Genomic DNA, 20430 nt, shown 5'->3' on the forward strand with positions numbered 1-20430 from the left:
AGAAGAGGGCGGCCTCCGGGCCGCCCTTTTTGCGCGCGATTTTCTATTTCCCTTGTCCGGAAGCTTTCAGCTCGTGAAAAAGCTGAAGCTTCGCATACAGATCCTCTAAAATAAACCGGGAATCCACGCTCTTATAAACCCGGATCGGCCTGCGTGTCCCAGCGTGGATATAGCCCATATCCTCCCCGATCACCGGCGCGTGCCGAAGCTCGCAATCGAAGTTCTGATCGTCGATCAGCAGGGATACCGCCGGCGAATCGCCCATATTCCACGACTCACCCGGCGGCCAGCGCGGCGAATGGATCGGCAGCAGGTTAAATGCCTCCAGCTGGCGGAACAGGTACGCGCCGATTTCTCCCCACGGCTTCACTTTGACGGCAAGCTCGGCCAGCGAGACGCGCGGCATTTTATAGACGTCCCTTGGAACCTGCCACAGCGGGATGTCGGACCCGAACACGATGTCGTTCGCGGCGATGTCGTTGCCGAGATTGAATTCCTCTCCGCCGTCCGGATAAGCGCCGCCGCCGATCCAGACGGCCGTCAGCCTGCCGGCAATTTCGGGCTTGGCCCTGTAGGCCGCAGCGAGGTCGGTCATCGCGCCGAGGAAGATCGCGAACAGCGGCTCGCGCGTATCGTCGCGCATCGCTTCGTCCATGATGAATTGCGCGCCTTCGCTGACGATCGGGGCTTCGGGGTTCAGCCGTCCGGGGGAGCCCCGGTAAACCGGGTAATCCCCGCTCATATCCATCAACGCGAGAATCCGCTTGATCTCATCGAACGACTGCTCCATCGACGTCTCCGTCCGGTGCGTGCCGAAATGCGTCGCGACAAAGCCGCGAATGTTCAGCTTGGGCGTCAGCAGCGCCTGTACGATCGCAAATTGGTCGTCCGCCTCGTTCGCCGCATCGGAGTTGACGATGACGCGGACGCGTTTGCTTGCCGGAACCCGGTAAGGAAACTTTTCGAAAATGGCGTTCACGCCGAATCTCCCCTTTCCCTGATCATGGAGTTAAAAACGCTTTCGGACATGATTATAAATCCGCTTTTCTGGTTTGGACATGTACATTCATCTTCAAAAAATGGACAATTTGGACGCGAATAGGCAGGCGGCTACCGAATTTGAACGGGTTGAAGAAAAAGGGCGCGGATCTGTAAGTTGGCGCCGAATTCGGAGAATCGTGCGTAGAACGACGGCGTTTGGTTTAACTTACTCCTAGAAACCTTTGAAGGAGTGATACGACATGACCCCAACCAATCAGACGACCAGTCCGACCGAGACGCCGACGCGTCCGTCCCATGTCCCGCCGCAGCACCAAGATCAACAGCCCGGCATTCAGAGCGATATGTATCCGGCCCCCGAGGTCGAATCTCCGACATACAAAGCCGCGGGCAAGCTGCTCGGAAAGGTCGCGCTCATTACGGGCGGCGACAGCGGGATCGGCCGCTCGGTCGCCATTACGTTCGCCAAGGAAGGCGCGGACGTCGCGATTTTGTACCTTAGCGAGTACACCGACGCGCGCGAGACGCAGCGCCAAGTGGAGGCCGAGGGCCGCAAATGCATCATTTTGGACGGCGATGTCGGCGACCCGGCTTTTTGCAAGCAGGCCGTCGATCAGACGGTGTCCCAGCTCGGCAAGCTCGACGTGCTCGTGAACAACGCCGCGGAGCAGCATCCGCAGAAGACGATCGAGGATATCACGCCGGAGCAGCTGGAGAAAACGTTCCGCACGAACGTCTTCGGCATGTTCTACCTGACGCAGGCGGCGATGCCGCATCTGAAAAAGGGCGCCGCGATCATTAACACGACGTCTATTACCGCCTACCGCGGCAGTCCGGAGCTGCTCGACTACAGCTCGACCAAGGGCGCGATCGTCGCCTTCACCCGCTCCCTCTCGGGCAACGTGGTGGACAAAGGCATTCGCGTCAACGCCGTCGCGCCGGGGCCGATCTGGACGCCGCTCATTCCTTCGACCTTCGACGAGCAAAAGGTGGCGAAGTTCGGCACCGACAGCCCGATGAAGCGGCCGGGGCAGCCCGACGAGCTCGCGCCGGCCTATGTCTACCTCGCGTGCGAGGATTCCTCGTACGTGACGGGCCAGGTGCTCCACGTCAACGGGGGCACCGTCATTAACGGCTGAGTAAAAAAGAGCACCGCTCCAGGCGAATCGTTAGCCCGGGGCGGTGCTTTTCATTTGTGAGACAACCTAAATCAGCCGTGTGCTTCCTTGAGCCGAACCGCATGCCAATCCGTCCTGTAATAACGTACGGCCACGGTCGTGCCAAGGACGGTCAGGAACGTATATAACGCGAGCCAGGCGCCCATGCTTCCCCAACCGGCCACCTGAACGAACAGGTACGTGAGCGGCACGAACAGCAGGAAACTGAGCGCGAGCGACGCCCGCATGAGGAACGTCGTATCGCCGATGCCGCGTAGCCCGCCCGCGTAAAAGTTGTATATTCCGTCGAAAATCTGGAGGTAGGCCGACACCTGAATGAGATGCGCCGCCGTCTCGTACACGAGCGGATCGTCGCTGAACATCCGCGCGATCGGGACCGCCCAGACGAGCTCCGCCGTGCCGAGCAGGAGCAGGAACAGACTGCCGAGCACCGCCGTATCGGTGCCCGCCTTGCGCGCGAGCAGCGGCTTGCCGCGGCCAATCTCCTGTCCGACGAGGATCGTCGCCGTCGATCCGAAGGCGAATGCCGGCATGAAGCCGAACGACATGACGTTCAGCGCCACCTCGTTTGCCGCGAGGGCCGCGTCCCCGATCCTTGCGACGAACATCGTGAAGATGTACATCGACACGCTCATCGAAAACTCCATCAGACCGAGCTTGCCGCTCTCTTGGGCGACGAGCCGAAGCTCCCGCCAATCCGGCTTCGGAAAGGACCGCGTGCCGAACTTGCCGTGCATCGGTCCGTAAAATACAACCAGGCACAGGAGCAGCTGGATCGCCTCCCCGATGAGGATCGCCCAGCCGGCCCCCTTGACGCCGAGCTCGGGCAAACCCAGCTCGCCGTTAACGAAGCCGTAGGTCAGGCCGATCATGATCAGATTGGATACGATCGCGACGATCATCGAGATGCGCGTGTTGCCCACGCCGCGGAAGAAGCCGTGGAACACGAAGCTGACGATGCCGAAAGCCATCGCGTAAAATCTCAGCTCCAAATAGTCGGCGCCCGTCCGCACGACGTTGTCGGATCCGCCGGTGAGCGCGAGCACGCCATCGCTCGCCAGCCATCCCGCCAGCACGATCAGCGCGCCGATGCCGACGCTGGCTGTCAACGCCAGATAAGTCCGGCCGATCCCCTTGCGCATCTCCCCCGCCCCGTAATTTTGCGCGACGAGGTAGTTGACCGTATGCCCGATGCCCGAAAACAGCGCGAACACGTTGTACATAATAATATTAGAGACGCCGACGACGGCAATGATGACGATGCCCAGATGCCCCACCATGATCAGGTTAACCGTGCCCGTCACCGTCTGGGTGGCGAACGCGAACAAGGACGGCAGCGCGAGCATCATGATTTGAAGCCAATTGCGGAGTAATGGCATGATGATAGGAACCTCTTTTGTCGGATGTTCATTTAGTCTGCATGAGGCTTTGCGGGAAGTCAATGGGGCTTATGCGCAGTGACTTGCGGAATTCACGCCGGTCCGCTACATTAGTTACATATTGGTGAGATACATATTGGTGTGAAGCACACGCCGTTCGCGCAGCGAATCCTCGGATTCGCGGCCCGGGCGGTTTTTTTTATTCTATTAGGAGGGGATTTATATGCAAAATATCGTGAAGAGCCGCCTTTTCGCGGTTGAACGCATGCTTGTTCAGTTGCGATCCGCCGAACTCCTTCCCGATGAGTCGGCCGGGCAGAATCAACTCGCCTTCGAGGCCGCTTTTGCGGCTTGGTGGCGACAAGTTCTTAGGAAGTCTTCGCCTCGCGGCCGAGCTAGGTTGGCCGGCGGATTGTCGCATGCTTCACTTTACTTTCTACGCTATGTATGGTGGCCCGCTTTCCGTTCGCTCTCCGGACTGATCCCCGAATACGAGGTTGTCGACTACAAGGACGGCTACCGCTATGTCGACTTCGTCTATCTAACGAACGGGCTCCGAATCGCCATCGAGCTGGACGTCCGCGGACCGCATCGCCTCCACCTTTCCTCCGCCGAGTTCGAAGACGAGCTCATGCGCCAGAATTATATGGTACTCGACCGCTGGCTCATGCTCCGCTTTCCGTTCCTGATGCTCCGCGACAAGCCGCGGCAGTGCCAGCAACTGCGGCTGCAAATGCTTGGGAGCGCGAGGGGCGAGCACGCTGCCGCTTTTAATGCGCTTGGCGCGCAAGAAAAACGAGTTCTCGCCCATATATGTCGCTCTGTAAAACCTATTAGCCCCGCTCAGATCGCCGTCTCATTGGACATGCATCGCAATACCGCATTAAAGTATCTCGCGCACCTTAAGAAAGCCGGCTTCGTCGCCCCTATAAACCCTGCACACAAAGTGATAAGGAAATATCAAGTCGTTCGCGAGAAAATTCCTTATCACTTTTTCTGATCGGGTTGGGGCGGATGTACCCGCGACGCGACAGGCGAATAGGCGAGAACCGCACAATTTTTGTGCGGTTCTGGAGTCGCGGGCGCAGCGGACGGCGGCGGGAGCGTGAGTACCCGCGGCGCGGCAGGCGATATTGTCAGAACCGCACAATTTTTGTGCGATTCTGGAGTCGCAAACCCGCCGCGGACGACGGCGAGAGCGGAAATTCCCCCTGCCAGCGCGCGAACGCAAAAAACCGCACAATTTCTGTGCGGTTCACCCACGTCCGGCTAACGCCCAGCGCTCAGCGGTTCAGCAAGCTCCCCACGTACCGCAGCAGCTCGTTGGCGCTGGCGGTCGTGTAGCCGTGCTCCTCGACGAGGCGGTTGATGACCTCGTTGATGCGCTTCAGCTGATTTTCGTCCGGCGTCTTGGTGGAGGTGGTGATCTTGACGATATCCTTCAGGTCGGCGAACAGCTTCTTCTCGATCGCTTCGCGCAGGCGTTCGTGCGTGCTGTAGTCGAACTTGCGTCCTTTGCGCGAGTAGGCGGAGATGCGGATCAGGATCTCTTCGCGGAACGCCTTTTTCGCGTTTTCGGAGATGCCGATCTGCTCCTCGATGGAGCGCATAAGGCGCTCGTCGGGATCCATCGTTTCGCCGGTCAGCGGATCCTTGATTTTTTGCCAATTGCAATAGGCTTCAATATTGTCGAGGTAGTTCTCGAACAAGGTGCGCGCCGACTCCTCGAACGAGTACACGAACGCCTTCTGCACTTCTTTCTTCGCCAGCGCGTCGTATTCCTTGCGAGCGACGGAGATGAAGCCTAAGTACCGCTCGCGTTCCTCCTTGGTGATCGAAGGATGCTGGTCGAGCCCGTCCTTGAGCGCGCGCAGCACGTCAAGGGCGTTGATGTACTCTTGGTCCTGCTTGATCAGGGCGCTGGAAATGCGGTTGATGACGTAGCGCGGGTCGATGCCCGACATGCCCTCGTCGTTGAACTCGTTTTGCATCTCCTTCAGGTCCGCGTCTTTGAAGCCTTCGACCTCTTCGCCGTCGTAGAGCCGCATCTTTTTGACCAGGTCCATGCCCTGCTTCTTGGATTCCTTGAGCCGCGTCAAAATGCTGAAGATGGCGGCGGCCCGAAGCGCATGCGGCGCGATATGGATATGGCTCATATCCGATTGTCCGATCAGCTTGCCGTAAATTTTCTCCTCGTCGCTCACGCGCAAATTGTACGGCACGGGCATGACGATCATGCGCGATTGCAGCGCCTCGTTTTTCTTATTGGCGATAAACGTCTTGTACTCGGATTCGTTCGTATGCGCCACGATGAGCTCGTCGGCGCTGATGAGCGCGAACCGGCCCGCCTTGAAGTTCCCTTCCTGCGTCAGCGAGAGCAGGTTCCATAGGAACTTCTCGTCGCACTTCAGCATCTCCTGGAACTCCATCAGGCCACGGTTCGCTTTGTTCAGTTCGCCGTCGAAGCGGTAGGCGCGGGGGTCGGACTCCGAGCCGAATTCGGTAATGGTCGAAAAATCGATGCTGCCCGTCAGGTCAGCGATATCTTGCGACTTCGGGTCGGACGGGCTGAACGTGCCGATGCCGGTTCGCGTATCTTCGGACAGAAACACGCGCTCGACGGGGAAGCTCTCGATGTCGCCCCCGTATTCGCTGCGTAGCCGGAGCGCGCACGACGGGCAGAGATTGCCCTCGATGCGGACGCTAAGCTCCTTTTCGAATTCAGGCCGAAGCTCGTTCGGCACGAGATGAAGCGGCTCCTCGTGCATCGGACAGCCCTGCAGCGCGAACACCGCTCCCCTTTCCGTTCTCGAATACTGCTCCAGCCCTCTTTTCAGCAGCGTGACGATCGTGGACTTGCCTCCGCTCACCGGCCCCATAAGCAGCAAGATCCGCTTGCGGACGTCGAGCCTTCTGGCCGCGGAGTGAAAATACTCTTCGACCAGCCGCTCGAGCGTTCGGTCGAGGCCGTAAATGTCGTTTTCAAAAAACTTGTACTTCTTCACGCCGTTCTGCTCTTCCACACCGTGGGAGACGATCATGTCGTATACCCTGGAATGCGCGGTCATCGCAGGTACGGGGTCGTTCTTCAGCAAATCGATATAATCGCGAAATGATCCCGTCCACGTCAACCTCTCGCTAGCAGTCCGGTACTCGGCGAGCCGCTTGAAGATGTCCATGCCGCTATCCTCCCTGTCTCTCTGTCTGTCTATCGGTGTGACCATTCATCGTCTTCGCAACGTACTCTATACCTATGCGGGGAGGTGGACGAATTTGCCCCGAAAACGGGATGAAAATAAATGACCGTGCTATAATGTACGAATCAAGCGGCGAACGGGGGAAGCGGCGTGGCGGTCAAATACGAGACGGAACTGTATCCTGCGCTGAAAGCGTTCTGGACGGCGAGAGGCTACGAGGTTAAAGCGGAGGTCAAGGGCTGCGACCTGGTCGCGATCCGGCCCGACGAATCGCTGCCCGTCATCGTCGAGATGAAAAAGACGTTCACGCTCGCGCTGCTGCTCCAAGGGCTTGAGCGTCAACGAACGGGCGCAGCCGTCTGGCTGGCCGTCGAGCGCAACCGGGTCAAGAAAGGCGCGCACAACCAGCGCTTCGGGGAGATCTCGGATCTATGCCGCAGGCTCTCCCTCGGCTTTATGACGGTGACCTTTTATAAAACCAAGCCACCCGTCATCGAAGTATGGTGCGAGATCGGCAGCCCGCTGGCAGGTTCCATACCGGCCGCAGTCGCCGAAAACGTCGCCGAGCGATACGCGGCGGCGGCAATCGCTGCCCCGCTCCTGCCGGTCGCCGTGCCGACGGCCAGATCCGGCGGCCGGCGCAAAGGTACCGCCAAGCTGCTGAAGGAATTCGCCGGGCGCAGCGGCGATTATAATGTCGGCGGCAGCACGAAGCGCAAGCTCGTCACCGCCTATCGGGAGCGTGCGCTGCAGTGCGCGCTTGCGCTCCGCTGCGCGGACGCGCCGGCGCTCGCGCCGCGTCAGGTCGGCGCGCTAACCGGGGTCGCCGATCCCGGCCAGCTGCTGCGCAGCAATTATTACGGCTGGTTCGCCAAGGCCGGTCGCGGGCTGTACGCGTTGACGCCGGCCGGCCGGGCCGCGCTGCTTGAATATGCCGAAGCGGTCTCGTATTGGGCGACCCGCTTCCCGTGGGCAGCTGCTGCTGTTGCCGCAGAGCGAACCGAATCCGACGCTGACGACGTTGGCGACATTTCAGAATCGGCTACCTATTATATAGAGGAGTTGCAGCGAAGATGAGCGATTCACGCATTCCGCTCGGTTCTGCCGAGATGCTGGCCAACGTGCCCTTGTCGTTGGAAGTGGAAGGTAAACCCTACTGGCTGACGAAGGACGAAGAAGGACGCATCGCGCTCCTGCTTGCTTTTTGCCCGCATGCCGGCGGAGAAGTACTGCTCGCCGATGGCGATTTTTATTGCCCGCTTCATTACTGGACCTTCGACGGCAGCTCCGGCGCGTGCACGAACCGCGACGACGAGCGCCTCATGCGCCGTGACGTCGAGCTCGTCGATGGCCAGCTGTATGCGAGCGGCCCCGATTATTAAGCTTATATCGACCTTCCGGTAAAAGATTCAATCGTCAGGCGCAATCGTCTGACGCCCTCCGAGATTTCCCGCTCATCCGAATGGACCGGCGTCAGCCTTAGCCGGGATCGATCCGCCGCCGCGGCATAATACCCGGCACCCGGCTGGAACAGCACGCCCTCCAGCCATGCCGCTTTCAGCAGCGGCTCGCCTTCCAGTCCGTCCGGCAGCTTCAGCCAGGCATGGCTTCCCGCTTCGGGCTGCTTGCAGACCAACCCTGGAATTCCCGTCCGCGCGATCTGCTCCGCTAGCGACGCATGCCGCGTCCGATAAATAAACCTTAGCGTCTCGAGCGCTGGGATCGGCGACGACTCGTTCCAATAGCGGAGCAGCGCCTCGCGATCGTCCAGCGCATCCCGCTCGCGGTCCGGCCTTCTAGCGGGAGGGACCGGCACGAACGCAGCGTCCTTTTCCCCCCATCCCGTCCATTGAAGCCACCCGAGCCGCATGCCCGATACGAGTCCGGAAGGCAAGCCGCCGATAACCGCCGCCGGCCCGACTTCTTCTCCCTCGGCCAGGTTCGTCGTCCATCCGCACGTCAGACTTTGGCGCTCGTCGAGGACAAGCGCTACGCCGGCTTGCGCGCACAATCGCAGTAATGCCGTTCGGCGTTCGTCGCTCCACCTGCAGCCCGCCGGATCCGAGCAGGTCAAAGATACGTAGACGGCACGCGGCTTGAAGGTTGCGATCGCGTCCGCCAGCGCTTCGGGATCCATCCCCTCCGCGCTGCCCGGCACCTCGAATGCCGCCGTTCCGGCCCGGGCGAACAGCTGCAGCGCCGTGCGGCTCGTGGGGCGCTCGACCAGGATCGCGTCGCCCGGCTGCAGGAGCGCCTTCGTCGCCAATCTGAGCGCTTCGTCCGCGTCGTCCGTGAGGAGCCACTGTCCCGGGTCGTCCGCAGGCCGCCAATACGGACCGAGCTGACCCGACAATACGAGCGAGGCGAGCTGTTTTTCCGTCTCCAGCCGGCGGAGTCTATCCGCGATCGCTTCCGCCGTCGCAACGGAAGGCGCTTGGCGCTTTTCCTGCCACTCGGCTTCAGCCAGTAAACCCTCCGCAGGCCAACCGCCCATCCAATTGATCATGGCCCCCATCTCCAATCGCTTCCGGGCGCTCGCGCGCCGGGCTTTTTGCCCACGATACAGTGTATGCTGCGCAAACGCCGTTTTTTGCGTTTTCTTTTTGGGCGGGCTTGGTTATAATAGAGGAAGTTTAGTGGAGGTGTCGAACATGATTCTGGGTATGAGCGACAAGTTCTGGATCGTCATGCTTGTATTCGCGTTGTTCATCACGGCGATGTTGACTGCCGCATACAACGAGGACAAGACCAAAGGTCTCTGATCTCCGATTCGGACAGGCATCCGCCTCAGGCTTCGCGAAGCGGTAAGACCCCCAAGGCAATCCCGTGCGAGCGGGCTTTCTTGGGGGTCTTTTAACGAATAAGAGCCGTTACCGAGCCGGCTGATCTCGCCGGTCGGGAAGGCTCTCGTTAACAGTCGTTGAATTGTGGATTAGAGCGCGTTCATTTCCTTCATGCATGCGCCGCATACATGGCGTTCCTTGTATTCGGTGACGTTCTCCATGGACGAGCAGAATACGCACCGCGGACGGTAACGCTCCAGAATAATATGATCTCCCTGTACAAGAATTTCTACAGGATCTCCTTCATTCATCTGATAACGCTTCCGCAGCGATTTCGGCAGCACGATCCGGCCGAGTTGGTCCACTTTTCTTACGACACCAGCAGGCTTCAAAGCAGTCCTCTCCCATTCTTTCGTTATTCATAACAAGTGCGGATTATTGCCCAAGTCTTAACCTTAGGTTCGCTAACTTCCTCGACAATCCCTGCAAAAAATAGATTTTGCTTAAAATAATGCAAGAATCTTGCCGATTTATGTCGAATTTATTAGGATATTAGCCTTCCAAACCGGCAAACCCGGTTTGCCGAAGCGCTTCGTAAACGACGATAGCGGCCGAATTGGCCAGGTTAAGCGATCGGACTTTGTCCGTCATCGGCATGCGGATACTCTGCCCTGGATTATCGTCGAGCAGCGCTTGCGGCAATCCTTTGGTTTCCTTGCCGAAGACGAACAAGTCCCCATCCTTATACTGCATCTCGCTGTAGCGACGCGAGCTGCGGGTGCTGGCGTAGAAAAACCGCCCTTCGGGAAAAGCGCTTCTGACCTCGTTAAACGAATCGTAATAAGTAATGTTGACGGCATACCAATAATCGAGACCCGCACGCTTCAGCACCTTGTCGTCGGTCGAAAAACCGAGCGGGCGCACGAGATGAAGATGCGTACCGGTCGCGGCGCAGGTGCGGGCGATATTGCCGGTATTGGCGGGAATCTCAGGTTCGACGAGTACGATATGAAAAGGCATTCGGTTGCCTTCCTCCTTTAGCAAATGTCGTTCGACGATGCGAAAAAACCGCGGCGGGCGCCGCGGTTAATCCATTCCGGCCTGCTATGCATGCATCGGCCGCAGCCGGTCGATCCTAACCGTTCGTGCGGGCAAATTCGCCCATGAAGTCTACGAGCGCCTTGACGCTGCCGAGCGGCACGGCGTTGTAGATCGATGCGCGCAAACCGCCGACGTCCCGGTGGCCTTTAAGTCCAACGAAGCCCGCGGCTTCGGAGTCCTTCACGAACTTCTTCTCCAGCTCTTCGCTGCCAAGGCGGAAGGTGACGTTCATGATGGAACGGCTGTCCGCGTTCGCGAAGCCTTTGTAAAAACCGCCGCTCGCGTCGATCGTTGAATAGATCAGGTTCGCTTTCTCCCGGTTCAGCCGCTCCACGCCGGCTGCGCCGCCCTGCGCCTTCACCCAGTTCAGAACCCGGTTCGCCATGTAGATGGCGAACGAAGGCGGGGTATTATACAGAGAGCCGCTCTTCGCGTGCGTGTCGTAGCGAAGCATCGTCGGCACGGCCATCGACGGCGCGCCGATCAAGTCTTCCCGGACGACGACGATCGTGACGCCGGACGGTCCGAGGTTTTTCTGAGCGCCCGCATATATGAGACCGAAACGCGATACGTCGACCGGACGGCACAAAATATCGCTGGACATATCCGCGACGAGCGGCACGTCTCCCGTATCCGGATATGCCGCCCATTGCGTCCCTTCAATCGTTTCGTTCGACGTCAAATGCACATAGGCGGCGTTGCCCGGTACGTTAAGCTCGCCCAAAGACGGAATCCGCTTATAGGCATCTGCTTCGGAGGAAGCCGCGATCGCGACCTCGCCGAACAGCTTCGCTTCCTTGATCGCCTTGGTCGCCCAGCTGCCCGTCGCGACATAAGCGGCTACCTTGTCCGGCTTAAGCAGGTTCATCGGCACCATGGCGAACTGGGTGCTGGCGCCGCCTTGGACCAGCAACACCTTATAGCCTTCGGGCACGCCCATCAGCTCCCGTACGAGCTGCTCCGTCTCGTTATGTACGCGTTCGTAAATGGCGCCGCGATGGGACATCTCCATCAGCGACATGCCGCTGTTTTCAAAATCGACGAATTGCTCCTGTGCCTGCTGCAAAACCTCTAAAGGCAAAGCGGCCGGACCTGCGTTAAAATTGTAGGCACGATTGGACATTTCAATTCCCACCTTATAGTCGTTTCATCTTAAAACATCATAACAAAGCTGCCTGAGGTGTTCAACCGCTTTAAAGGACAAAAGGATGACGAAACACAAAATTTCCGAACGAATCCGGAGGACATTATGGAAAATCTTCGTCTTTTCCTAGGTATTGCACTTCCGCAGCCCATTGAACGTGCATTAGGCCGCGTAGCGCAAGAAATGAAGCCAGCTTTATCGTACCGCAAATGGACCCATCCCGCCGACTACCATCTTACGCTTCATTACCTGGGCAATACGCCAAAGGACAAGCTGCCAGAGATCCGGCTCGCGGCCCGAGAGGCCGCCGAGCATTCGAAGCCGTCCCGGTTGTCTCTCTCCGCGCCAGGCACCTTCGGCCCCCCGTCCGCGCCGCGCGTACTCTGGTGCGGCATCGAAGAAGCGAATGACGACAATACGGTCGCAGGCAGTCAGGAAGCGGACCCTGCCGTCTCCCCGCTGCATGAGCTGCACCGGATGCTCGGCGAACGGCTTCGGGAACGAATCGGCTATGAGCCCGAGGCCAGACCTTATCATCCGCATATTACGCTCGCTCGCAGCTGGGAAGGAGAGCGCTGCACCAATGCCTCCGTTCAGGAGCTGTGGCTTAATTTGGCTTCTCATGAGGAGGGGATTCACACCGTCTGGCCAGGAAGTTCGATCACGATCTTCCTCTCCCATCTCGGCCGCTCGCCTTCCTACGAACGTCTCGATGCCATCCCGTTTCCCGGACAAAGCTGAATATACGCAAGAAAAGCTCCCTTGCGGGAGCTTTTCGGTAAATCCGATTCGATTAGCAATCGAAGTAGAGGCCGTATTCGTGCGGGTGAATGCGGATCGCGACAGCCTTCGCTTCGGCACGCTTCACGTCGACGTAGTTATCGATGAATTCCTTCGTGAAGACGCCGCCTTCGGTCAGGAATTCGAAGTCCGCTTCAAGGGCATCAAGCGCTTCGTCCAGGTTGCCCGGTACGCTGCGGATCTCTGCCTTCTCTTCGTCGGACAGTTCGTAGATGTTCTTGTCGAACGGACCGTAGCCCAGCGCGCGCGGATCGATCTTGCGCTTGATGCCGTCCAGGCCTGCCATCAGCATGGCTGCGAACGCCAGGTACGGGTTCGCCGTGGAGTCCGGCGTACGGAACTCGATGCGGCAGCCCTTCGGCGTAACGGCAGCGACCGGAATACGGACGGCTGCGGAACGGTTGCCTGCGGAGTAAACCAGGTTAACCGGCGCTTCGTAGCCAGGAACCAGACGCTTGAACGAGTTCGTGGACGGGTTCGTGATCGCGATCAGCGCAGGCGCATGGTGCAGGATGCCGCCGATGTAGTGCAGCGCGAGATCGCTCAGGTTCGCGTAAGCGCCCTTCTCGTAGAACAGCGGCTCGCCTTCGTTGAAGATCGACGTGTGCACGTGCATGCCAGAGCCGTTGTCGCCGAAGAGCGGCTTCGGCATGAACGTCGCGACTTTGCCGTATTGGCGCGCTACGTTGTGAACGATATATTTGTACTTCATCAGGTTGTCGGCAGTCTTGGTCAGCGTGTCGAAGCGGAAGTTGATCTCCGCTTGGCCGGCCGTCGCCACTTCGTGGTGGTGACGCTCGACGCGAAGTCCGGAATCCTGCATCAGGCGGACCATCTCGCTGCGGATGTCTTGCTGGGAGTCGACCGGAGCTACAGGCACGTAGCCGCCCTTAACGCCTACTTTGAACGCCAGGTTGCCGCCCTCTTCCTTGCGGTTGGTGTTCCAAGCGGCTTCTTCGGAATCGACGAAGAAGGAAGAAGAATTCATCGTGCTCTCGTAGCGGACGTCGTCGAAGATGAAGAACTCGGATTCTGGCGCGAAGAAAGCAGTCGTGCCGACGCCGGATTGTTGAAGGAATTCTTCGGCCTTGTGCGCGATCGAACGCGGGTCGCGGTCATAACGTTCGCCGTCCGGCGTGTAGATGTTGGACATGACGATCAGGGTCGCGTGAGCGGTGAACGGATCCACGTAGACCGATTCGGTGTCGGGCATCATGACCATGTCGGATTGTTCGATGCCGCGGAAACCGGTGATCGAAGAACCGTCGAAAGCAACGCCGTTAACGAAAGTATCTTCGTCCACTTCCGTCGCCGGCAGCGTGATGTGGTGAGCGCGGCCGTTCAAATCGACGAAACGAAAATCGACGAACTCAATATTCTTTTCCTTGATGAGATCCAAAACGTTTTGTGCAGACATTTCGAATTTCCTCCCCATTTCCGAACATTAGGTCTTGTGAAACGAAACAACGTTCAACTTTTCACCTGAACTCTGTCGCTATTATAAATTTTTTGATAGAAGAGCGTCAATACTTATGTAAGGTATTTTTTGTGGAAGTGTGAGGTATGTTAACACTTTTGACATACCGGAAAACCGCGTCCCGACAGCGAGAAAAACCCGCGTCCGGCGGGCGGTACGCCCGGTCTCGGACCGCCTCGGCCGACCGCCGCGCGAAAAACCGAACGTCCGGCTTCCGCCCTATTCTTATCGATTTCCGCCAATGCCGCTTAACGCGTTTTACCTGGCGATCCGTTTGCGAATCAAGCCGGCGATTCGCTCGATACTGGCGGATCGGGACGTCGCGTCGGCAGTGATGCAATTGACGATGATCTCGTCGGCGCCATAGCTCGCAGCGAGCGTATACAACTGCCGCTCCGCGCGTTCTGGACCGCCGACGATCATCCGGCTCCTGTTCTCCGCGATCCTCGCCCGGTCGGACGCACTGTACGCGTATGTCCGCGCCTCCTCGCGGCTCGGCACCGGCCGGCCGTATTCGCCTTTATCGTTCAGCAGCAGCCGCAAGTCAAGCGATGCCGCTTCCCGCTCCGCTTGGCTGTCGTCGTCCATGCAGACGACGAATACGCATACCGCGACGCGAGGCGACGACCCAAGCGGTCCGGGCCTGAAGCGGAGCCTGTATTCGCGCGCGGCGGCCTGCCCGCCTTGCCCGTTGATAAAATGCGCGAATGCGAACCCCGCGCCCATCGCGGACGCCACCTGCGCGCTATGGGCGCTCGAGCCGAGAAGCCAAGCCTCGGGACGCGTGCTTACGACCGGCGACGCCGCAAGTCCGGCCAGCGGGTGGCCGGTTCCGAGCGGGGGCCCGATTTCCAGATAAGCCGCAAGCTCCCCCAACGAATGGACGAAGCCCCCCTCTTTGTCCTTGCCCGCCTCCCTGCCCATCGCCCGCGATACGAGCGGCATGCCGCCCGGCGCCCGGCCGATGCCGAGGTCGATTCTACCCGGATACAAACCTTCGAGCACCCTGAAGTTTTCGGCGACCTTATACGGACTGTAATGCGGCAGCAGCACGCCGCCCGAACCGATGCGAATACGCGAAGTGCGCGCTCCCAGCGCGGCGAGGAGTACCTCGGGGGAAGAGCCGGCCAGCCCGGTCGCGTTGTGGTGCTCCGATACCCAGAACCGCGAATAGCCGAGCCTTTCGGCAAGCTTCGCCAGCTCGATCGTATCCCGGAGCGCTTGCGCGGCGTCCCCTCCGCTCAGCACGGGGGATTGCTCCAGTACGCCCAGCTTCAACATTCGTCGATCACCTCCCTACTATTGTACGCCGGTCCGGCTGCGCGCAGAATTTATGGTTTCAAGCCTCCATTTTGTCCGGAAGTCCGATATAATGTAGAAAAATGGCGATCTTTGGCTGCGCCGGAACCACGAACGAGGCGGGATCGAATTGAAATGCATAATCGTGGATGACGAACCCCTGGCACTAAACGATATGGAAAGACAACTACACAAGCTCGGCGGCATCGAGATCTGCGGCAAATTCGGCAACGCCAAAGACGCGTTGGACGCGCTTGGCGCATTGGATCCGAACGTCATTTTTCTCGATATCGACATGCCGGTCATGAACGGTCTCGAAGCCGCTCTTCTTTTTCAAGAGGCGCTGCCTGGCGCCCGGATCGTATTCGTGACCGCCTACCAGGAATACGCCCTTAAGGCATTCGAGGTCAATGCGCTCGACTACCTGCTGAAGCCCGTGCTGCTGCCGCGCCTAGCGCAGACGCTTCAGCGGCTGGAGAGCGCCGCGCCGGCCCCCTCTGCCGCGGCAAACGCCGAAACGTCGGGCGCTCAGGCGTTCATTCGATGCTTTCGCTCGTTGTCCGTCGAATACGGACCTAACGCCACGCAGCTGGCCTGGAGAACGAACAAAGCGCAGGAGCTGTTCGCCTTCCTGCTTCACAGACGCGGGCAGCAGACGCGCAAGGATACGCTGATCGAGCTGTTGTGGCCCGAGCTTGCGCCTGAGCGCAGCTATGCCCTCCTGTATACGACGGTGTACCAGCTGCGCAAGTCCATCGAGGCCGCAGGCATCGGCATCCGAATCCTTAATACCAAGGCCGGCTACGAGTTGACGACAGACGACATCGTGATCGACGTCGACGATTGGGAGCGGCGCATGCCCCTGGCCGACGAGAATCTTCCGGATCAGCTTCAGGAGTACGAATCGTGGCTTGAAGCGTTTACCGGCGATTACCTCGAGGAGCAAGATTACGAATGGGCGGACGCGGAGCGCCGAAGGCTGCGCATACTCTGGTACCGGTACGCGCTGAGATTGGCGGCCCTGCTTGAGGAGCATGGCATGCCGGCCTATGGGCTCGATTGGCTGTACCGGGTGCAGTCGCGTTTTCCTTATTCCGAAGACGTTTACTTCCTTATAATGAAGCTTCACGCGGCGCTCGGCGAAAACAGCATGGTCGAACAGCAATATGCGCTGCTCGTCAAAATGAGCGAGGACCAATACGGCCACCCGCCTTCTGCCGATATCGCGGCATGGTACGCCGGCCGCCGGACGGACGTGCCGACCCAGGCGATCGATCCATGACGGCCAGACGAACGCTTGGCATCGTCTTGTTGACCGCCGCCCTGCTCCTGCTCCTGCGGACATGGTGGTATGATCATAACCGAATGGCCGCCCACGCCCCCATTCGGGACGGCATCCTCGACCTGCGCGGAGCGGATTTATCCGCGCAGCGCCCCATCTCGCTCGATGGGCAGTGGGCGTTCTATCCCGCCTCTCTCCCGTCCGAAGACGGAGAGTTGTCTTCCGGAGAAGCGGCGCGCGTCCTCCTCGACGTCCCCGGCAATTGGCGTCCGGCGCTGGACGCGTCCCGGCTGGCCGTGCTGCCGCCCAACTTCGGCTTCGGCACCTATCGGCTGCTGATCATGGTCGATCCGCATGAAGGCCGGGACCTGGGCCTGCGCAGCACGCAGACGTACATGTCCTCGGTCATGTACGTCAACGGCCGTCGCCTCGGAGGGTCGGGCAGCCCGGCAGCGAACGCTTCCGCGTACACGCCGGGCATCGTCCCCTATTCCGCTTACTTCGAGGATGACGGATCGGGCGTGATCGATGTCCGCGTCGGCGTCGCGAACTTTTTCGATACGACCGCGGGCGGCATGCGAACGGCTCTGAGCTTCGGGTCGCGCGAGAGCATCGAAAGGATCGCGCTTGCATCCGCAGGCCTGCAGCTGCTCGTCTGCGTCGTCGCCGGCCTGCACCTGCTGAATGCCGGCCTGCTGTTCCTCGTCGGCTTCCGCAATCGGGGCCTGCTGCTCTTCGCTGCGCTTAATGTCTGCACCTTGACGATGGTGCTGTCGCAGGACGATATGCTGCTCGGCAGAATCGCGCCGATCGGCGATCCATCCCTTTTGAAGCTGGCGCTGATGATGCCTGCGCTCGTGTTCGCCTCGCTGCTCGCCTTCGCGGCGCACATCCAAGCCGACAGCGGGCGCTACCGGCTGATTCGCATCTCCGTCGTTTGCTGCCTTGGCATCGCCATTTATTTTTGGATCAATCCGACCATGGACGGCTTCGACAGCGCCTTGAACCTCGTCCTGTTCCTCGGGGGCGGCGCCGTGCTTTTCTACTATTTATACCGCGCCACGAGGAGTGGCCGACCGGGGGCGATCTACTTGCTCGCGGGCGCGACGGGCGTCTTTTGCAACGCAGTCGGCGCCTCCACGCAGACCCAGCTCGATTCGACCAAAACCTTTTACGCGTTCGATCTCTTGTTCGCTTTCCTGATGTTCGGCGCCTATTGGTTTCGCCATTATGCCATGCTGCTCAAGGACATGCGCGCCGCGACGGACAAGCTCCGACAGGCGGACAAGGAAAAGGACGATTTTCTCGCCAGCACTTCGCATGAGCTAAAAAATCCGCTGCACGGCATGTTGGGCATCGCCCAATCCGTTCTCGACGGCAGCCGCGCGAAGCTCGACGACCGCAGCCAGCGCAAAATCGAGTTGATGCTCTCCGTCGGGCGGCGCATGTCGATGCTGCTCAGCGACTTGATGGACCTGTCCGCCTTTAAGATGAGCGTGATTCGAATCCATCCTGCGCCGGTCGACCTCCATGCGGTCGTCACCGGCGTGACGGACATGCTCGCCGACATGGCGATAGGCAAAAACCTGCGGATGACGAATCGCATATCGCCGGACTTCCCGCCCGTGCTCGCTGACGAGAACAGACTAATCCAAATTCTATACAATTTGTTGCACAACGCGTTAAAATTCACCGAACGCGGCACCATTGACGTCAGCGCCGCCATCGAAGCCGGATATGTCCGGATCGCCGTGGCCGACAGCGGACCGGGCATACCCGCCGAAGCGCTGAACCGGATTTTCGAACCCTACGAGCAGGGCGCCGCAGGCGCCGCTTATGCCGGCGGGCTCGGCATCGGCCTCAGCATCGGCAAGCAGCTGGCCGCGCTGCATGGCGGCGCGTTGACCGCTTCTTCTTCGCCCGGCAAAGGCACCGTCTTCACGCTGTCGCTTCCTCATGCGGATTTCGCCGCTTCTTTGCGCCCCCCCTATGAAGAAGCTCTGGAGGAAACGGCTGCGGCCGCTGACGAGACCGGCGGCGGGCTTGCGTATCGCCTTGAGCGCGCAGAAGCGGAAACGGAGGTCGCGAGACAGGGAAAGATCCGTATTCTTGCCGTCGACGACGATCCGGTGAATTTGGACGTGCTCGAAGGGCTGCTATCGCCGGAGGGCTACGAACTCGCGACGGCGAGGAGCGCCAAGGATGCGCTTTTAAGGTTAGAACAGGGAAAATGGGACCTGCTCATCAGCGACGTCATGATGCCGAACATGTCGGGCTACGAACTTACCCGAATCGTTCGAAGCAGATTCCCCCTGGCGGAGCTGCCGATTCTTCTGCTCACCGCGCGCAATCATCCGGAGGATATCGCCTCCGGGTTTCGCGCAGGCGCGAACGATTATCTCGCCAAGCCGGTCGAGCCGACGGAGCTCAGGTACCGCGTCAAGGCGCTCACCGACCTCCGGCAGTCCGTCCGCGAGCGTCTCCGGTTCGAAGCCGCCTGGCTTCAAGCGCAGATCCAGCCGCACTTCCTGTTCAATACGCTCAATACGATCGCCGCGCTCGGCGAGGTCGACACGGACCGGATGCGCGCCCTCTTGTTCGAATTCGGCAATTATCTGAAGGCCAGCTTCGACTTCCGCAATTCGGATCTCCTTGTCCCGCTTGAACGGGAACTCAATCTGGTCAGGTCCTACCTATACATCAAACAGGAACGCTTCCCCGACCGCATTCGGGTTCAGTGGGACGTCGACGATTCCCAATCGCATGCGCCGGTCCCTCCGCTCTCCGTTCAGACGTTGGTCGAAAACGCGGTCCGGCACGGCATTCTAAAGCGCCCGCTTGGAGGGACGGTCTGCATTCGCGCCAAACGAACGGACGGCGGGCTTGAGATCACTATAACCGACGACGGCGCGGGCATCGACGCGTCCACGCTGGAGAGGCTGCAAGACAATCGGCTCGACAAAGAATCAGGCATCGGGCTCATCAACACGGATCGCAGGCTGAGGCAGTTGTTCGGCACGGGACTTGCGCTGGAGAGCGGCCCGGACGGCACGACCGTTTCCTTCATCGCCAGAGACATTCGTTCATGAAACGCCGGCAACGTCCCTGTAATCGGGATGCTGCCGGTTTTTGTTTTCTAAAATCGGATTTGTTCAGTTTTTGTATAGTTCTGTACTATACAATGCCTGTTAGTGTGGAAATTCGACTGCAATGGAGGAGGAACGGTTTGAATTGACAGGAACACCGAAGCGCGGCAGGCCCGCGCTGACGCTGACGGCGATTCTCTTGTTAGCCGCGGGAATCGCGCTCGTGCTGTATCCGCGCATGTTTCGTGCTGGCTAGCTTCCGGCATTACGTTGAGAAAGACGGTGGCGAACGACGAAATGGTCTTGACCCAAAATTTCGAGTTAACGCGCGGAGCCAATCCGAACGAAGGAAACTTATTTTTAAACAGAGTTATAGCAGGTATAAACCATATCATTGACGAGCAGATTGCAGCGTCTAACTAGGAGGAAATGAATTCATGAAGCACAAGGTGGGAATCTGGCTGCTCGCATTTGCCATTCTGGTCAGCGCCATGTTGCCGATCGGCAGATTGAGTGTATGGGCAGACGCTCCAGATAAGACAAGCGCGCTTACAAATGTGACTGCTGTAGTTAAACAGGGAAGCACGGTTATTAATCCAGGCGACACGATCAACATCAGCAACGGGGATACGCTTAGTGTCGAAGTGTCCTTTGGAGTGCCGGTTGCAGGGGATGACCCTACCCCACCAACGGTTGTTGAACTT

Annotated in this window: 16 protein-coding genes; 7 read left to right on the forward strand and 9 right to left on the reverse strand. The window is 59.3% G+C overall.

Translation table 11 applies throughout. The annotated features are described in order from the left end of the window. Positions 1–43: 43 nt before the first annotated feature. A complete protein-coding gene (locus tag BM235_RS03995; RefSeq protein ID WP_255374049.1) occupies positions 44–979 on the reverse strand; it encodes a nucleoside hydrolase in 936 nt (311 codons plus the stop codon). A 262-nt stretch (positions 980–1241) separates the two neighbouring features. Here BM235_RS03995 and BM235_RS04000 point away from each other — a divergent pair, with 262 nt between their 5' ends. Further along, the gene (locus BM235_RS04000) at positions 1242–2138 is read left to right on the forward strand and encodes an SDR family oxidoreductase (RefSeq protein WP_090109672.1); all 897 of its coding nucleotides are present in this window, start codon (positions 1242–1244) and stop codon (positions 2136–2138) included. A gap of 71 nt (positions 2139–2209) precedes the next feature. Here BM235_RS04000 and BM235_RS04005 read toward each other — a convergent pair whose 3' ends face one another. Further along, positions 2210–3556 carry an MATE family efflux transporter gene (locus BM235_RS04005; RefSeq protein WP_090109674.1) on the reverse strand — a complete coding sequence of 449 codons (1347 nt, stop codon included), beginning with the start codon at positions 3554–3556 and terminating at the stop codon, positions 2210–2212. A 223-nt stretch (positions 3557–3779) separates the two neighbouring features. On the opposite strand from BM235_RS04005, the gene BM235_RS04010 reads away from it, so the two are divergent. Then, positions 3780–4556 (forward strand): hypothetical protein, encoded by a 777-nt coding sequence (locus tag BM235_RS04010; protein ID WP_090109676.1) that lies wholly within the window; start codon positions 3780–3782, stop codon positions 4554–4556. 283 nt (positions 4557–4839) lie between these two features. Here BM235_RS04010 and BM235_RS04015 read toward each other — a convergent pair whose 3' ends face one another. After that, complete coding sequence (locus tag BM235_RS04015) at positions 4840–6735, reverse strand: PrkA family serine protein kinase (protein WP_090109678.1); 1896 nt, start codon at positions 6733–6735, stop codon at positions 4840–4842. Positions 6736–6903: 168 nt separating this feature from the next. Between BM235_RS04015 and BM235_RS04020 the strand changes: the two genes are divergently transcribed. After that, a complete protein-coding gene (locus BM235_RS04020) occupies positions 6904–7830 on the forward strand; it encodes a DUF2161 family putative PD-(D/E)XK-type phosphodiesterase (protein WP_090109680.1) in 927 nt (308 codons plus the stop codon). Continuing rightward, positions 7827–8135 (forward strand): Rieske (2Fe-2S) protein, encoded by a 309-nt coding sequence (locus tag BM235_RS04025; RefSeq protein ID WP_090109683.1) that lies wholly within the window; start codon positions 7827–7829, stop codon positions 8133–8135. The genes BM235_RS04020 and BM235_RS04025 overlap by 4 nt, the downstream gene beginning before the upstream one ends. Positions 8136–8137: 2 nt before the next feature. Here BM235_RS04025 and BM235_RS04030 read toward each other — a convergent pair whose 3' ends face one another. From BM235_RS04030 to serC, 4 genes are all read right to left on the reverse strand, one after another. Next, positions 8138–9259, reverse strand: a complete 1122-nt coding sequence (locus tag BM235_RS04030; RefSeq protein WP_090109685.1) for an aminotransferase class I/II-fold pyridoxal phosphate-dependent enzyme — start codon at positions 9257–9259, stop codon at positions 8138–8140. Between the two features lie 426 nt (positions 9260–9685). Then, positions 9686–9928 carry an AbrB/MazE/SpoVT family DNA-binding domain-containing protein gene (locus tag BM235_RS04035; RefSeq protein WP_090109687.1) on the reverse strand — a complete coding sequence of 81 codons (243 nt, stop codon included), beginning with the start codon at positions 9926–9928 and terminating at the stop codon, positions 9686–9688. Between the two features lie 160 nt (positions 9929–10088). Next, positions 10089–10556 (reverse strand): tRNA (uridine(34)/cytosine(34)/5-carboxymethylaminomethyluridine(34)-2'-O)-methyltransferase TrmL, encoded by a 468-nt coding sequence (gene trmL, locus BM235_RS04040; protein ID WP_090109689.1) that lies wholly within the window; start codon positions 10554–10556, stop codon positions 10089–10091. Between the two features lie 115 nt (positions 10557–10671). After that, positions 10672–11760, reverse strand: coding sequence for a 3-phosphoserine/phosphohydroxythreonine transaminase (serC, locus tag BM235_RS04045; protein WP_090109691.1), 1089 nt, complete (start codon positions 11758–11760; stop codon positions 10672–10674). A gap of 126 nt (positions 11761–11886) precedes the next feature. On the opposite strand from serC, the gene thpR reads away from it, so the two are divergent. Continuing rightward, positions 11887–12522, forward strand: a complete 636-nt coding sequence (thpR, locus tag BM235_RS04050; protein ID WP_090109693.1) for an RNA 2',3'-cyclic phosphodiesterase — start codon at positions 11887–11889, stop codon at positions 12520–12522. A gap of 52 nt (positions 12523–12574) precedes the next feature. On the opposite strand, the gene glnA is transcribed toward thpR, so the two are convergent. Further along, entirely contained in the window at positions 12575–13999 is a 1425-nt protein-coding gene (glnA, locus tag BM235_RS04055; RefSeq protein WP_090109695.1) for a type I glutamate--ammonia ligase, read from the reverse strand. A 318-nt stretch (positions 14000–14317) separates the two neighbouring features. Further along, positions 14318–15340 (reverse strand): LLM class flavin-dependent oxidoreductase, encoded by a 1023-nt coding sequence (locus tag BM235_RS04060; RefSeq protein WP_090109697.1) that lies wholly within the window; start codon positions 15338–15340, stop codon positions 14318–14320. A 163-nt stretch (positions 15341–15503) separates the two neighbouring features. On the opposite strand from BM235_RS04060, the gene BM235_RS04065 reads away from it, so the two are divergent. Together BM235_RS04065 and BM235_RS04070 are read left to right on the forward strand one after the other, a co-directional pair. Beyond that, on the forward strand, positions 15504–16640 hold the full coding sequence (locus tag BM235_RS04065; RefSeq protein ID WP_255374120.1) for a response regulator: 1137 nt from the start codon (positions 15504–15506) through the stop codon (positions 16638–16640). Beyond that, complete coding sequence (locus tag BM235_RS04070) at positions 16637–19729, forward strand: hybrid sensor histidine kinase/response regulator (protein WP_158544112.1); 3093 nt, start codon at positions 16637–16639, stop codon at positions 19727–19729. The genes BM235_RS04065 and BM235_RS04070 overlap by 4 nt, the downstream gene beginning before the upstream one ends. The last annotated feature ends 701 nt before the right edge of the window (positions 19730–20430 follow it).

The organism is Cohnella sp. OV330, from assembly GCF_900112065.1.
GTDB lineage: Bacteria > Bacillota > Bacilli > Paenibacillales > Paenibacillaceae > Cohnella.

What these genes read in the sequence shown, in the direction of transcription:
- BM235_RS04000 (WP_090109672.1), top strand. Translation starts at nt 1,242, where the DNA reads ATGACCCCAACCAATCAGACGACCAGTCCGACCGAGACGCCGACGCGT.
- BM235_RS04005 (WP_090109674.1), bottom strand. Translation starts at nt 3,556, where the DNA reads ATGCCATTACTCCGCAATTGGCTTCAAATCATGATGCTCGCGCTGCCG.
- BM235_RS04010 (WP_090109676.1), top strand. Translation starts at nt 3,780, where the DNA reads ATGCAAAATATCGTGAAGAGCCGCCTTTTCGCGGTTGAACGCATGCTT.
- BM235_RS04015 (WP_090109678.1), bottom strand. Translation starts at nt 6,735, where the DNA reads ATGGACATCTTCAAGCGGCTCGCCGAGTACCGGACTGCTAGCGAGAGG.
- BM235_RS04025 (WP_090109683.1), top strand. Translation starts at nt 7,827, where the DNA reads ATGAGCGATTCACGCATTCCGCTCGGTTCTGCCGAGATGCTGGCCAAC.
- BM235_RS04030 (WP_090109685.1), bottom strand. Translation starts at nt 9,259, where the DNA reads ATGATCAATTGGATGGGCGGTTGGCCTGCGGAGGGTTTACTGGCTGAA.
- trmL (WP_090109689.1), bottom strand. Translation starts at nt 10,556, where the DNA reads ATGCCTTTTCATATCGTACTCGTCGAACCTGAGATTCCCGCCAATACC.
- serC (WP_090109691.1), bottom strand. Translation starts at nt 11,760, where the DNA reads ATGTCCAATCGTGCCTACAATTTTAACGCAGGTCCGGCCGCTTTGCCT.
- thpR (WP_090109693.1), top strand. Translation starts at nt 11,887, where the DNA reads ATGGAAAATCTTCGTCTTTTCCTAGGTATTGCACTTCCGCAGCCCATT.
- glnA (WP_090109695.1), bottom strand. Translation starts at nt 13,999, where the DNA reads ATGTCTGCACAAAACGTTTTGGATCTCATCAAGGAAAAGAATATTGAG.
- BM235_RS04060 (WP_090109697.1), bottom strand. Translation starts at nt 15,340, where the DNA reads ATGTTGAAGCTGGGCGTACTGGAGCAATCCCCCGTGCTGAGCGGAGGG.
- BM235_RS04070 (WP_158544112.1), top strand. Translation starts at nt 16,637, where the DNA reads ATGACGGCCAGACGAACGCTTGGCATCGTCTTGTTGACCGCCGCCCTG.